A 13,683-nucleotide genomic window follows, 5' to 3' on the forward strand; every position below is an offset into this window, starting at 1 on the left:
GCGCGCCCCCCCCCCCCCCCACCTGCCCCCCCCCTCTTTGTTTTTGTGCGTTTTTTTTTTTTGTTGGGCGCCCCAAAAAAACAACAACACGCCGCAAGTGAACGGAGGAATGGCGTGAGTTTCGAGGAGATGTGGGCGGCGCTGCTGCCGGTCGGGCGGGACGCGGCGACCGGCGGCTACCACCGGTTCGCGTGGACGCCGCCCGAGTTGGAGTGCCGCGCCTGGTTCCTGGACGAGGCGCGCCGCCGCGGCCTCGACGTGGAGCACGACGCCAACGGCAACATGGTCGCCTGGTGGCTCCCCGAGGACGGGACGCGGGGCGACGCCGTCCTGACCGGCAGCCATCTCGACTCCGTCCCCGGCGGGGGAGCGTTCGACGGGCCGCTCGGCATCGTGTCGGCGTTCGCGGCGATCGACCGGCTCAGGGAACGGGACGCCCGGCCCGGCCGGCCGATCGGGATCGCGGTGTTCGCCGAGGAGGAGGGCGCGAGGTTCGGTGTGGCCTGCCTCGGGTCGCGCCTGCTGGCCGGGGCGATCGACCCGGCGCGGGCACGCGCGCTGACCGACGGCGACGGCCGCACGTTCGCCGAGGTCATGCACAACGCCGGCCTCGACCCGGAGGCGATCGGCCCCGACGACGGCCTCCTCGGACGCATCGCCTGCTACATCGAACTCCACGTCGAGCAGGGACGGGCCCTGGACGTGCCGGTCGGAGTCGCAAGCTCGATCGTCCCGCACGGCCGGTGGCGGTTCGACTTCACCGGCGAGGGCAACCACGCCGGGACGACCGCGCTCGCCGACCGCCGCGACCCCATGCTCCCGTTCGCCCGGATGGTCATCGCCGCCCGCGAGGCCGCCGAGCGGAACGGCACCGTCGCGACCGTCGGGAAGGTCGGCGTCGTGCCGGGCGGGGTGAACGCGATCGCCTCGTCCGTCACCGCCTGGCTGGACGCCCGCGGCGCGGCCGACGACGCCGTCCGCCGCACCGTGAAGGAGGTCGACGAGGCCGCCCGCGTCGCCGCGCGCCCGCACCGGGTGAGCGTCGACCTCGCCGAGGAGTCCTACACCGAGATCGTCGATTTCAACCTCGCGCTGCGCGACCGGGCCGGGGCGGCGCTGGGCGGCGTGCCCGTCCTGCCGACGGGGGCGGGCCACGACGCGGGCGTCCTGTCGGCCCGGCTGCCCGCCGCGATGCTGTTCGTCCGGAACCCGACCGGGATCTCGCACGCGCCCGCCGAGTTCGCCGAACCGGCGGACTGCCTCGCGGGAGTGGACGCCCTTACCGCGGTACTGGACGACCTGGCGCGCGGGTAAGGAACCGGATATGCAGTGGCATGCCCAGTTCGCCTGGCTCGGTGACGGCGTGGCGGCCGACGTGCTCATCGAGGCCGACGGCGAGCGGATCACGCGTATCGAGGCCGGCGTCCCGTCCGCCCCCCACGCCCAGCGGCTGCCCGGCCTCACGCTCCCGGGCCTCGCCAACGCCCACTCCCACGCCTTCCACCGCGCCCTGCGCTCCCGTGTCCAGGCCCACTCCGGGACGTTCTGGACGTGGCGCGAGCAGATGTACAAGGTCGCGGACCGGCTCGACCCCGACTCCTACCGCGCCCTCGCCACCGCCGTCTTCGCCGAGATGGCCCTCGCCGGGATCAGCTGCGTCGGCGAGTTCCACTACCTCCACCACAAACCGGGCGGCGCCCCCTATGCCAACCCGAACGCGATGGGCGAGGCGCTGATCGCCGCGGCCGCCGACGCCGGGATCCGGATCACCCTCCTCGACACCTGCTACCTCACCGGCGGCATCGGCCGCCCGCTCGCGGGCCCGCAGCTGCGCTTCGGCGACGGCACCGCCGGCAACTGGGCGCGCCGCGTCGACACCCTCTACGAGCAGACGGACAAGGCGGGCCGGCTGCACGCCCGGGTCGGCGCCGCGATCCACTCCGTCCGCGCGGTGCCCCGCGAGCAGCTCCGCGCCGTCGCGTCCTGGGCGAAGGAGCACCGGGCGCCGCTGCATGTCCACCTGTCCGAGCAGCCCGCCGAGAACGAGGCGTGCCAGGACGCCTACGGCATGACCCCCGCCCGGTTGCTCGCCGAGGCGGGGGCGCTCGGCGCGCTCACCACCGCCGTCCACGCGACGCACCTCACGGGCGAGGACGTCGGCCTCCTCGGGACGACCATGACCGGCGTGTGCATGTGCCCGACCACCGAACGCGACCTCGCCGACGGCATCGGCCCCGCCCGCGCCCTCGCGGACGCGGGCGTCCCGATCTGCCTCGGCTCCGACCAGCACGCCGTCATCGACCTGTTCGAGGAGGCCCGCGCCGTCGAGCTGGACGAACGCCTCCGCACCCGGGTCCGCGGCCACTGGACGGCCGGTGAGCTGCTCGCCGCCGCCACCTCCAACGGCCACTACGGGCTCGGCTGGCCCGAGGCGGGACGCCTGGAACCCGGTGCGTACGCGGACCTGGTCACCGTCGACCTCGACTCCGTCCGCACCGCCGGCGCCGCGCCCGGCTACGCCGCCGAGGCCGCGGTCTTCGCCGCGACCGCCGCCGACGTCCGGCATGTCGTCGTCTCCGGCCGCCCGGTCGTCCACGACGGCCGCCACCTGCTCATCGACGACGTCCCCGCCGCACTCGCCGAGGCGGTCGCCGCCGCCACCCAGGAGGAGCCTGCTTGAGCACGGTCATCACGAACATCGGGGAGCTCGTCACCAACGACCCCGCCACCGGCGGCGGCCTCGGCATCGTCCGCGACGCCGCCCTGGTGATGGACGGCGGCACGATCGCCTGGACGGGCCCCGCCTCGGCCGCCCCCGCCGCCGACGAGTCGTTCGACGCCGCCGGACGGGCCGTCCTCCCCGGCTTCGTGGACTCCCACGCCCACCTGGTCTTCGCCGGCGAGCGCGCCGAGGAGTTCGCGGCCCGCATGAGCGGCCGGCCCTACGCCGCGGGCGGCATCAGGACCACCGTCGAACGCACCCGCGCCGCGTCCGACGACGACCTGCGCGCGAACTTGCGCCGCCTCATCGACGAGATGGCCCGCCAGGGCACCACCACGGTCGAATGCAAATCCGGCTACGGCCTCACGGTCGAGCAGGAGGAACGCGCCGTGCGCATCGCCGCCGAACTCGCCGACGAGGTGACGTACCTGGGCGCCCACGTCGTCCCCGCCGAGTACAAGGACGACGCGTCCGCCTACGCGCACCTGGCCGCGACCGACATGCTCGCGGCCTGCGCCCCGCACGCCCGCTGGGTCGACGTCTTCTGCGAGGAGGGCGCGTTCGACGTCGACCAGGCCCGCGAGATCCTCCAGGCGGGCGTCAAGGCGGGCCTGAGCCCACGCCTCCACGCGAACCAGCTCACCCAAGGCCCGGCCGTGCGACTCGCCGTCGAACTGGACGCCGCCTCGGCCGACCACTGCACCTTCCTGAGCGACGCCGACATCGACGCCCTGGCCGCGTCCCAGACGGTCGCGACCCTGCTGCCCGGCGTCGAGTTCTCCACGCGCCAGCCCTACCCCGACGCCCGCCGCCTCCTGGACGCCGGAGCCACCGTCGCGCTCGCCACCGACTGCAACCCGGGCTCCTGCTACAGCTCCAGCATGGCGTTCTGCGTCGCCGTGGCCGTCCGCGACATGCGCATGACGCCGGCCGAGGCCGTCTGGTCCGCCACTGCCGGCGGCGCCCGAGCCCTCCGCCGCACCGACGTGGGCCACCTGGCCGTGGGCGCCCGCGCGGACGTCCACGTCCTGGACGCCCCGTCCCACATCCACCTCGCCTACCGCCCCGGCGTCCCCCAGACCCACACCACCTGGAAGGTCGGCCACCGGGTGCGGTGAAGCCGGTCGCGTGGCAGGTCAGGCCGGGGCGAGGTAGCGGCGGTTGACCCTGATCAGGGGGGTGCGGTCGCGGAGGATGTAGTCCGTGGTGAGGGCTTCGGCGACGAAGAGGGTGTGGTCGCCGGCCTCGATGGTCTGGCGGGTCTCGCATTCCAGGGCGCAGACGCCGGTCTCGGGGATCAGGGCGTCGGAATGCGCGCCGCGGTGGTGGGGTTCGGCGGCCAGCAGGATGCGGGCGCTCGGGCGGCCCTCGGCGGCGAAGCGGCCCGCCAGGGCGCGCTGGGACGAGGCGAGGATCGTCGCGGCCCAGCGCGGCCGCCGGTTCAGGACCTCGGAGAGGTAGGACGACGCCGCCACGCTCGCCAGCACCATGGGCGGGTCCAGCGAGACCGACATGAACGAGGTCACCGTGGTGCCGAGGTCGTCGCGGCCGTCCCGGACGGTCAGCACGACCACGCCCGTGGCGAAGCCCGCGACGGCCTCGACGAAGTCGGTGTTCAGCGGATCTCCCAGGTGCCGGGCAGGGTCAGCGGGCCCGCGGAGGGCAGGCCGAGGCGGGCGGCGAGGCCGCCGAGGGAGCCCCAGCCGTCGAAGCGGGCGGACGCGGCGGTGCGGTCCTCGCTGGACTCCGGCGGGCGCAGCCGCTCCAGCGGCGAGGTGTGCGGGTACACGCGGATCGGCGCGTCGGACGCCAGGCCCGCCTTCTTGCGGGCCAGGTCCAGCGCGGCGTCGATGCCGCCCAGCTCGTCCACGAGGCCGTTGGCCTTGGCGTCGGCGCCCGTCCAGACGCGGCCCCTGGCCAGTTCGTGGACGCGTTCGCGGGGCAGCTCCCGGCCCTCGGCGACCTTCGCGGTGAAGTCGTCGTAGATCCGGTCGAGGGAGGCGTTGACGCGCTCCCACTCGGAGTCGCTGAAGTCCTTGGTGGCGCTGAGCATGCGGGCGTGGTCGCCGTCGGCGACGGCGCCGAGGCCGATGCCGACGCGGTCGAGCAGGCCGCTCACCACGGCCTTGCCGACGACGACGCCGATCGAGCCGGTGAGCGTGCCGGGCTGCGCGATGATCGTGTCCGCGGCCATCGACACGTAGTAGCCGCCGGACGCGGCGACGTTGCCCATGGAGACGACCACCGGCTTGCCGGCGCGGCGGGCGAGGACGACCTCGCGCCAGATCGCGTCGGAGGCGACGGCGGAGCCGCCGGGGCTGTCGACCCGGAACACGATGGCCTTGACGCGGTCGTCCTTCACGGCGGCGCGGAACGCGGCGCCGATCGTGTCCGAGCCCATCGCCGGACCGGAGTTCGGCAGCGGGCCGCCGCGGCCGCTGCGGCCGAGCCGGATCGGGCCGTGCCCGTTGATCAGCGCGATCACGTCCTGCCTGCCGGGCTGCGGCAGCCGGCCGGCGAGGCCGTGCGCGCGGTTGTAGCGGGCGACGAAGCGCAGCTGCGCCTCGTCGCCGACCTGCTCGCGCACGTCGGCGTAGACCTCGTCGCGGTAGGCGAGGCGGTCGACGAGGTTCTCCTCCAGGGCCTCGCCGGCGAGGAACGGGCCGCGGTCGACGAGCTCGCGGACCCTCTCCGCGGTCAGGCCGCGGGCGGCGGCGATCCCGGCGTTGATCTGCTCGCCGAGCGAGGTGACCAGGCGCCTGGACGACTCCTCGTGCTCGGGTGTGTAGGTCTTCTCCATGAACGTGTTCGCCATGGTCTTGTACTCATGCCGCTTGGCGAACCGCGGCTGGATGCCCGCCTTCTCCAGGGCGCCCGCGAAGAACGGCTCCTCGAGCGCGACGCCGGTCAGCCCGACCTCGCCGGTGGGCTGCAAGTAGACCTTGTCGAAGGCGGTGGCCAGGTAGTACGGCACGGTGCCGCGGCCGCCCTCGCCGAAGGTCTCCGCCCACGCGACGGTGAGCTTGCCGGCGTCCCGCAGCGCCTGGACGGCCTCGCGCAGCTCCTGCACGAGCGCCAGCCCGATGCCCCCGGACACCTTCACGACGAGGGCGCGCACCCGGCTGTCGGAGCGGGCGCGGCGCAGCCCGTCCAGGACGTCCCGCAGGTTCGTCCGGCGCATGGACAGGATCGCCGAGATCGGGTCGGACGGCGGCGTCTCCACGAGGCCCTCGGTGAGGTCGAGTTCGAGGATCAGCGGGGCCGTCCGCCGGTCGCGGGCCTGTTTGATCACGTTGACGACTGTGCCGGGATCCACCATGGCACCAGCCTATGTGTTCCGCTCCGGGGCCTTCTTGCGCCCTGAGTCCAGCCATTCTCCGACGAAAGGAGGAGGGCGCCGATCAGCGGGCGAACGCCTTGTTCGGGATGACGCTCCCGGACGCCTGCGCGACGGGACGGCCGGCCGCGTCGGTGATCAGCGCGTTGGAGACCATCCGGGTGCCGCCGGGGTGCAGGCACCTCCCGGTCACCGTGTAGGTCTGGCCGGACTGGACGCCGCGCAGGTAGTCGACGTTCAGGTTCAGCGTGAGCATCGGCATGAAGTGCTCGCACGTGCTGCTCGCAGCCATGCAGACGGCGTTGTCGAGGATCATCGCGATGTAGCCGCCGTGGACGGTGCCGCCGGGGTTGCAGAGCCTGTCCCCGGGCGTCCACGCGATGTCCACCCGGCCGGGCTCCGCGGACGTGACGGCCTGCCCGATGTAGTCGCTGATGTCGGAGAACTCCGGAACCCTCCGGTCCACCATCGCCTGGATGAAGCCGGCGCCGGACAGCGTGTTCCACAGGTCGGCGGCCTCCCGCATGGCCTCCGCGGTCGCGTCGACGCTCAACTCACTCTCCCTGGTCGCGGTGATCTTCGAATCGTATTCGGTGCGCGGGCGGCGGGCACTATGCCGTTCGTCACGGGTGTCCGGCGCTAGGGTCGGAGGCATGGGTGACGGCGACGGCTGGGCCGGCTGCGGGCAGGGCCACACGCACTGGGGGCGGTTCGGTGCCGCGGGCCTGCTGGCCTACCACCGCGACCCCGGCGGCCAGGTGTGGATCCTGCTCCAGCAGCGCGCGTGGTGGGGCATCGGCGGCGGGACGTGGGGCATGTTCGGCGGTGCGCTGCACAGCCACGAGGACGCCGTCTCGGGCGCGCTTCGCGAGACCTCCGAGGAGTGCACGCTCGACACCGGAGTGGTGAACGTGCACGGCACCCGCGTCGAGGACCACGGCGGCTGGATGTACACGTCGGTCATGGGGTCGCTGTCCGAGCGCGTCCACGTGGGCGCCGCGTCGCGGGAGACGCGCAGGGCCGAATGGGTGCGGCTGGAAGAGGTCACGGACCGCAAGCTGTTCGAGCCGTTCGCCCGGTCCTGGCCCCGCCTGCAGGACGCGATGAAGCAGCTCGTCCTCGTCGTGGACGCGGCGAACGTCGTCGGCGCCCGCGCCGACGGCTGGTGGAAGGACCGCGCGGGAGCCAACGCCCGGCTCCGCGACGACCTGAAGGCGCTGGACGGCGGTGTGCGGAGCCTGCCCGCCGGCGTCGTCCCGTTCGACCGGTGCTTCCCCGAGGTCGTCATGGTCGTGGAGGGCGCGGCGCGCCGTGTCGCGGACGAGCCGTCCGACGGGGTGCGGGTCGTGGCGGCGCCCGGCAGCGGCGACGACCGGATCGTCGACCTCGTCCGGCAGGCCGGGCCCGACACCGCGCACCTGGTCGTCACGGCCGACCGGGAGCTGCGCGCCCGCTGCGAGGAGGCCGGCGCGGCCGTGACCGGCCCGCGCTGGCTGCTCGAACGCCTCTAGCCGGACCCCGCTAGACGTCCACCCGGTGGCCCGCGTCGCGCAGCGCCGCCGTCGCGTCCTTCAACCGGTGCTCCGGGACGAGGACGAGGTCGGCGTGGTACGTCGACGCGACGAAGACCGGTACCCCGGCGTCCGCGAGCGGCCCCACGATCGCGGCCAGCATCCCGGGCACGTCCAGGCCGTGGCCCGCGTCGCCGTAGAAGCCGACCCAGCGCTCCGCCTCGGTGTACGGCGACGCCTCCCGGACGGCGGTGAGGCCCTCCGGGGCGCGCACCAGCGCGATCCACTCGTCGTCCTCGGGGAACGTGGCGTGCGGCAGGTGCTCGACCGTGAACTGGCCGGGGACGATGTGCAGGTGCTGCATGCGCCCACCCTAGCCAGGCACCGGCCCTATTCGGGGACGAGCCAGACCGCGCCCAGCGGCGGGACGCGCAGCACCGCCGACGCGGGCAGCCCGTGGCACGGGTCGCCGGTCGCCTCGACGCGGCCCATGTTGCCGACGCCGCTGCCGCCGTACTCGTAGGCGTCGGTGTTGACGGCCTCGCGCCAGCGTCCCGCGCGGGGCAGGCCCAGCCGGTAGTCCTCGTGCGGGTTCCCGGCGAAGTTGACGACGCACGCCATGACCGGCGGCTCCTCGCCGCCCCGGGACGTCCCGTAGCGCAGGTAGGAGAGGGTGTTGCCGCCCGCGTCGTTGCCGTCGATCCAGCGGAACCCCTCGTGGTCGCTGTCGCGCGTCCACAACGCCGATTCGGCCTGGTAGGTGCGGTTCAGGTCGCGGACGAGCTTCTGCAGCCCGAGATGGTTGGCGCCCTCGGCGGCGTTCTCCAGCAGCCACCAGTCGAGCGGGCGCTCCTCCGCCCATTCGGCGCCCTGCCCGAACTCCTGGCCCATGAACAGCAGCTGCTTGCCGGGATGCGACCACATGTAGGCGAGCAGGGCCCGCAGCCCCGCGAACTGCTGCCACGCGTCGCCCGGCATCTTGCTCAGCAGCGACCCCTTGCCGTGGACGACCTCGTCGTGCGACAGCGGCAGGACGTAGTTCTCCGAGAACGCGTACACCAGCGAGAACGTGATCTCGTTGTGGTGGTAGTGCCGGAACACGGGCTCGTGGCGCAGGTATTCGAGCGTGTCGTGCATCCAGCCCATGTTCCACTTGAACCCGAACCCGAGCCCGCCGAGATGGGTCGGACGCGACACGCCCGGCCACGCGGTCGACTCCTCCGCGATCGTCATGATGCCGGGGTTGCGCTTGTAGACCGTCGCGTTCATCTCCTGCAGGAAGGAGATGGCCTCCAGGTTCTCCCGGCCGCCGTAGATGTTCGGCGACCACTCGCCCTCGTTGCGCGAGTAGTCGAGGTACAGCATCGAGGCCACGGCGTCCACGCGCAGGCCGTCGATGTGGAACTCCTCCAGCCAGAACGACGCGTTCGCCACGAGGAAGTTGCGGACTTCGGCGCGCCCGAAGTTGAACACCAGCGTCCCCCAGTCGGGGTGCTCGCCGCGCGCCGGATCGTCGTGCTCGTACAGGGCGGTGCCGTCGAACCGTGCCAGCGCCCACTCGTCCTTGGGGAAGTGGGCCGGCACCCAGTCCATGATGACGCCGATACCGGCCTGGTGGAGACGGTCGACGAGGTAGCGGAAGTCGTCCGGGCCGCCGAACCGTGACGTCGGCGCGTAGTAGGACGTCACCTGGTAGCCCCACGACGGGCCGTAGGGGTGCTCGGCCACCGGCAGCAGCTCGATGTGCGTGAACCCCATGTCGCGCACGTACTCGGTGAGCTCCTCCGCCAGTTCCCTGTAGCCGAGCCCGGGGCGCCATGAACCGAGATGGACCTCGTACACGCTCATGGGCTCGTGCAGCCAGTCGTGGTCCTTGCGGCCGTCCATCCATTCGCCGTCGGCCCACTCGTAGGACGAGGTGAACACGCGCGACGCCGTCGCGGGGGGACGCTCCGTCCACTGCGCCATGGGGTCGGCCTTGGAACGCCACACGCCGTCCGCGCCGAGGATCTCGTACTTGTAGCACATGCCGTCGCCGACGCCCGGGACGAACAGCTCCCAGATGCCGGTGGACCCGAGCGACCGCATCGGGTGGGCGCGCCCGTCCCAGTGGTTGAAGTCGCCGACCACCCGCGCGCCGCGCGCCGTCGGCGCCCACACGGCGAACCCGGTCCCGTGGACGGTGCCGAACGCGGACGCGTAGGAGCGGGGCCGCGCGCCGAGCGCCCGCCACAGCTCCTCGTGCCGGCCCTCGCCGATCAGGTGCAGGTCGAGTTCGCCGAGCGTCGGCAGATGCCGGTAGGGGTCGTCCTGGATCGACTCGATGCCGTCGCCGTAGGTGACCGCGAGCCGGTAGTCGGGGACGGCGAGCGGCGCCGTCCGCTCGTCGGTGCCGGCGAACGAGGCGTCCGCCGGCAGCGTGCTCCGGAACAGGCCCTGGTGGAAGTGCCGGAGCGCGTGCCTGTCCCCGTTCGGCAGGACGACCTCGACCTTCTCCGCCAGGGGCCGCAGGGCCCGCACCGTCACGCCGTCCTTGCCCGGATGCGCCCCGAGGACGCCGTGCGGATCGTGGTGGTCGCCGCCGACGAGCCGGTCGATCTCCGCGCGCGTCACCCGTGCCATGGCCTCATGGCCTCCCGTCACTGAGCTTTTACCTCAGTAGAGGTGCCCTGAGACGGGGCGGTCTCACATGCCGGGCCGACCTGTTTCCCCGAGCTTGACGTTCAAGATCGCCATCACCGTCGATGCGGTGGTGAGCGGGCGGTGGGTGGGGGCTGGAGGACGGTGGGTTGCGGTCGCACGGGCGGGTCGACTGGTCGTCGTGGGGTCGCACGAATGCGCCGCCCGTGCGGCCACGTCTACCGGTGGCCGTCCCTCCTGGGAACGGCCGCCTCGCCCCAGGGGTGACATCGACCCCACCGCCCAGGGATCCATTCCTGTGTCACCTGAGCGACACAGGTACCTGCCGTACCGGAGCGCCCCGGCCCGGTCCGCCCCCGCTTGCGGACCGGGCCGCGCCGTTCCCCATGGCGTCCGTTCACCGCTCCCCACGCCCCCCGCGCGCCTGTTCGGCGAGCAGCGCCCGGAGCCCCGCGGGGTCGTCCGCCGCCACCGTCATCGCACATCCCGCCTGGAGTTCGGCGTCGCTGAGGTCGCCGCTGCGGGTCGCGTACCAGCGGCCCGCGTCGCTGCGCCACACCTGCCAGCCCGGAAACTCTCCCTCGATGGCCGCCTTCAAGTCCTCGAAGTCGCCCATCAAGGTCGTCCCTTCCCCGCGGCCGTTCTTCTGTATACAAAAGTCTTACTTGGTCTAAGAGGTGTCAAGCTGTCCGTAAGCGGACCGTGCCCTCGCGGATAGCGCGTGGAAGGTATGGATGGCAGGGAGGGACGAGCCAGGATCGAACGCCGGGTCGAACGAGGTTCGAACGCGGCGTAACCGAGTTGGGAGGTGACGCCGGTGCCGGACCGCCCCGCCTACCTGCGGATCGCCGACACGCTGCGGGAGGGCATCCGGGACGGCAGCCTGCCGCGGGGGTCCCGGCTGCCGACGATCGCGGAGCTGTGCGAGACCCACGCCGTCTCGGAGATCGTCGTTCGGCAGGCGGTCGCGCTGCTGCGCGGGGAGGGGCTCGTGGAGACGCGCCGCGGCGGCGGCACCCTCGTCAAGGTCGTCCCGCCGGCGCGCCGCGTCGCGATGGACCGGTACCGCGCGGTGACCCGGCCGCTGGCGGTGCCCGAGACGACCTTCACCCGCGACCAGAAGATCACCTGGGCGCAGTACCGGCTCGACAAGGAGTTCACCCGGGTGCGCGCGGACGACGAGCTGGGCGCGCTGTTCGAGCTGCCGGCCGGCACCGAGCTGCTGCGCCGCCGGTTCGTCTTCCACGCGCGCGGCGAACCGCAGCAGATCTCCGTCAACTACCTGCCGTGGGACCTCGTCGGCGAGACGCCCGTCTCCGACCCCGAGCGCGAGCCGTGGCCCGGCGGGACGCTCGCGCAGCTCGCCTACCTCGGGCATCCGCCGGTCCGGGTGGAGGAGGCCGTCCGGTCCCGGATGCCGACGCCCGAGGAGGCCGAGACGCTCCGGATGACCGGCGGCGTGCCGGTCCTCGCCATCACCCGCCGGATGCTGGCGCGGCACGGCGTGCTGGAGGTCTGCCGGGAGATCGTGCTGCCCGCCGACCGCGTCGTCCTCGACTACTCGATAGACCTCTGACCAGCCGCCGTGTGACGGGGCGCCGTGTGACCAGCCGCCGTGTTACCGGGCGCCGTGTTACCGGGCGCCGTGTGACCGGGCGGCCTGTGACCGGGCGGCCTGTGATCGGGCGGGGTGCGGGTCAGCCGGTCAGGTGGGTCAGTGAGCGCAGCGGGACGGGTAGCCAGGCGGGGCGGTTGCGCGCCTCGTAGCGGACCTCGTAGACCGCCTTGTCGAACTCGAACGCCCGGACGAGCGCCGCGTGCGCGGCCGGGTCCGGGCCGCCGGCGGCCGCGTAGCCGTCGCAGAACGCCGCGCGGTTGCGCTCCGCCCACGCCCGCGCGCGCTGCTCCAGCGTGCCGGCGGTGTCGGCGGGCAGGCCGCCGTCCCGCGCGAGCAGGAACCGCGCCGCGTACTCGAAGGAGCGCAGCATCCCGGCGACGTCCCGCAGCGGGTGCCCGAGGGCCCGGCGGGCCGCGGGGTCGCGGGCCGGTTCGCCCTCGAAGTCGAGCAGGAACCAGCCGGCGTCGGTGCGCATGACCTGGCCGAGGTGGTAGTCGCCGTGGATCCGCTGGAACGGCAGCGGCGCCGCGTCGGCGGCGACCCGGTCGAACACCGCGCGGATCGCGGGCGCGTGCGGGCGCAGCTCGGGGACGGCGGCGGTGACCTCGTCGAGCTGCTCGTTCATCCCGAAGACGATGTCGCGCAGCACCTCGGGAGGCGTCCGCGTCACGCCGAACGCGGCGGCGAGGTCGCGGTGGACCTGCGCGGTGGCGGCGCCGAGCCGCTCGGCCTCGGCGGCGAAGTCGCCGCCGGCGTTGCCCGCGTCGCCCGTGGTGAACTCGGCGGCCGGTCCCGGCGGCGAGGGCTGCGCGAACCAGTCGCGGACGCTGGTGAGCGCGAGCTGCCAGCCGTCCGTTCCGGTGCGCAGGAACTCCGAGAGCATCGCCAGCGTGACCGGCTCGCCGGAGTCCCCGGTGCCGGGGTCCAGCTCGATCCAGCCGTGCACGGCCGGGATGTGCTCGCAGCCCTGGCGGGACAGCGCGAGGTTGACCTCCAGGTCGGGGTTGACCCCGGGCGACAGGCGCCGGAACAGCTTGCAGATGTAGGCGTCGTCGAAGATCAGCGAGGTGTTGCTCTGCTCGGCGGAGGTCGGCAGGCCCTCCAGGCCCGTGCGGATCCCGGTCCCGGGGGCGCGGCGGAACCGCAGCGGCCCCACCGCGGTCTCGCTCGCCATGAAGTCGAGCAGGATCCCGGTCAGGTCCGGGTCGTGGACGGCGTCGTAGACGTGCCCGGTGAGCCCCGGCTCGCCGTCCGCCCGCCCGATCCCGACGGGCAGCAGCCGCTCGGGCAGCTCGCGGCGGATGCCGAGGAGCACCTGGTAGTGGTCGGTGGCGCCGTTCTGGCGGACGTCGAGGACGAGGTGGTGCAGGGCGGGGTCGCCGGTGCGCAGCTCGGTGGCGGTGCCGAGGGAGAGCTCGTCGATGGGGGCGTCCTTGCCGCCGAACCACCGCTGCCGGGGCAGCCAGTCGGACAGGAGCCGGACGAGGGAAGGCGCGGGCGGCGGCACGGCTACATCACTCCTTCGCCCGGGTCGTCGCCGGGCGGTGGCGGAAGCAGGAACCAGTAGAAGCCGTGGCCGGGGAGCGTCAGCAGGTACGGGAGTTCGCCGATGGCCGGGAACTGGACGCCGCCCATGCACTCGATCGGCGCGGAGCCGCGGAAGCGCCGGAGGTCCAGTTCGACCGGCTGCGGGAAACGGGACAGGTTGTTCACGCAGAGGACGGTGTCCATGCCGCCCCACTGGTTGGCGTCCCCGCCGTTGATCTCGCGGGTGAAGGCGAGGACGGAGGGGTTGGAGGCGGAGAGTTCGACGTAGGAGCCGACGCCGAAGACGGGGTGGCGTTGCCGGATCTCG

At 73.3% G+C, this 13,683-nt stretch carries 13 protein-coding genes; 5 read left to right on the forward strand and 8 right to left on the reverse strand.

Features of this window, described 5'->3' with window-relative positions; all coding sequences use genetic code 11:
* Positions 1-114 precede the first annotated feature (114 nt).
* From ABZ806_RS43305 to hutI, 3 genes are read left to right on the forward strand one after another with little or no spacing between them, the layout of a single operon-like run.
* On the forward strand, positions 115-1,314 hold the full coding sequence (locus ABZ806_RS43305; protein ID WP_500225467.1) for an allantoate amidohydrolase: 1,200 nt from the start codon (positions 115-117) through the stop codon (positions 1,312-1,314).
* Between the two features lie 10 nt (positions 1,315-1,324).
* Complete coding sequence (locus ABZ806_RS43310; RefSeq protein ID WP_500225468.1) at positions 1,325-2,680, forward strand: formimidoylglutamate deiminase; 1,356 nt, start codon at positions 1,325-1,327, stop codon at positions 2,678-2,680.
* The gene (gene hutI / locus ABZ806_RS43315; RefSeq protein ID WP_500225469.1) at positions 2,677-3,840 is read left to right on the forward strand and encodes an imidazolonepropionase; all 1,164 of its coding nucleotides are present in this window, start codon (positions 2,677-2,679) and stop codon (positions 3,838-3,840) included. The genes ABZ806_RS43310 and hutI overlap by 4 nt, the downstream gene beginning before the upstream one ends.
* An 18-nt stretch (positions 3,841-3,858) precedes the next feature.
* Here the strand turns inward: hutI and ABZ806_RS43320 are convergent, their stop codons facing one another.
* The 3 genes from ABZ806_RS43320 to ABZ806_RS43330 all read right to left on the reverse strand — a co-directional run bounded on the left by ABZ806_RS43320 (position 3,859) and on the right by ABZ806_RS43330 (position 6,612).
* Positions 3,859-4,353 carry a flavin reductase family protein gene (locus tag ABZ806_RS43320; protein WP_500225493.1) on the reverse strand — a complete coding sequence of 165 codons (495 nt, stop codon included), beginning with the start codon at positions 4,351-4,353 and terminating at the stop codon, positions 3,859-3,861.
* Positions 4,338-6,041 (reverse strand): signal peptide peptidase SppA, encoded by a 1,704-nt coding sequence (gene sppA, locus ABZ806_RS43325; protein ID WP_500225471.1) that lies wholly within the window; start codon positions 6,039-6,041, stop codon positions 4,338-4,340. Before sppA ends, ABZ806_RS43320 begins: the two co-directional genes overlap by 16 nt.
* 82 nt (positions 6,042-6,123) lie before the next feature.
* Positions 6,124-6,612: a PaaI family thioesterase gene (locus ABZ806_RS43330; RefSeq protein WP_500225473.1), complete on the reverse strand. Its 489-nt coding sequence runs from the start codon at positions 6,610-6,612 to the stop codon at positions 6,124-6,126.
* A gap of 100 nt (positions 6,613-6,712) precedes the next feature.
* Between ABZ806_RS43330 and ABZ806_RS43335 the strand changes: the two genes are divergently transcribed.
* Positions 6,713-7,570: an NUDIX domain-containing protein gene (locus ABZ806_RS43335; RefSeq protein ID WP_500225474.1), complete on the forward strand. Its 858-nt coding sequence runs from the start codon at positions 6,713-6,715 to the stop codon at positions 7,568-7,570.
* Between the two features lie 10 nt (positions 7,571-7,580).
* Here the strand turns inward: ABZ806_RS43335 and ABZ806_RS43340 are convergent, their stop codons facing one another.
* From ABZ806_RS43340 to ABZ806_RS43350, 3 genes are all read right to left on the reverse strand, one after another.
* The gene (locus tag ABZ806_RS43340) at positions 7,581-7,934 is read right to left on the reverse strand and encodes an ACT domain-containing protein (RefSeq protein WP_500225478.1); all 354 of its coding nucleotides are present in this window, start codon (positions 7,932-7,934) and stop codon (positions 7,581-7,583) included.
* Between the two features lie 26 nt (positions 7,935-7,960).
* Entirely contained in the window at positions 7,961-10,192 is a 2,232-nt protein-coding gene (gene glgB / locus ABZ806_RS43345) for a 1,4-alpha-glucan branching protein GlgB (RefSeq protein ID WP_500225481.1), read from the reverse strand.
* Between the two features lie 415 nt (positions 10,193-10,607).
* Positions 10,608-10,826 (reverse strand): hypothetical protein, encoded by a 219-nt coding sequence (locus ABZ806_RS43350; protein ID WP_500225484.1) that lies wholly within the window; start codon positions 10,824-10,826, stop codon positions 10,608-10,610.
* 201 nt (positions 10,827-11,027) lie between these two features.
* Here ABZ806_RS43350 and ABZ806_RS43355 point away from each other — a divergent pair, with 201 nt between their 5' ends.
* Positions 11,028-11,786 (forward strand): GntR family transcriptional regulator, encoded by a 759-nt coding sequence (locus tag ABZ806_RS43355; protein WP_500225487.1) that lies wholly within the window; start codon positions 11,028-11,030, stop codon positions 11,784-11,786.
* Between the two features lie 121 nt (positions 11,787-11,907).
* On the opposite strand, the gene ABZ806_RS43360 is transcribed toward ABZ806_RS43355, so the two are convergent.
* Both ABZ806_RS43360 and ABZ806_RS43365 read right to left on the reverse strand, forming a co-directional pair.
* A complete protein-coding gene (locus tag ABZ806_RS43360) occupies positions 11,908-13,335 on the reverse strand; it encodes a maltokinase N-terminal cap-like domain-containing protein (protein WP_500225488.1) in 1,428 nt (475 codons plus the stop codon).
* A 2-nt stretch (positions 13,336-13,337) separates the two neighbouring features.
* Positions 13,338-13,683: alpha-glucosidase C-terminal domain-containing protein (locus ABZ806_RS43365; RefSeq protein WP_500225491.1), on the reverse strand; the 346-nt coding region annotated here is incomplete at its 5' end.

Origin of the sequence: Spirillospora sp. NPDC047418 (assembly GCF_040643275.1) — a bacterium.
GTDB lineage: Bacteria > Actinomycetota > Actinomycetes > Streptosporangiales > Streptosporangiaceae > Spirillospora.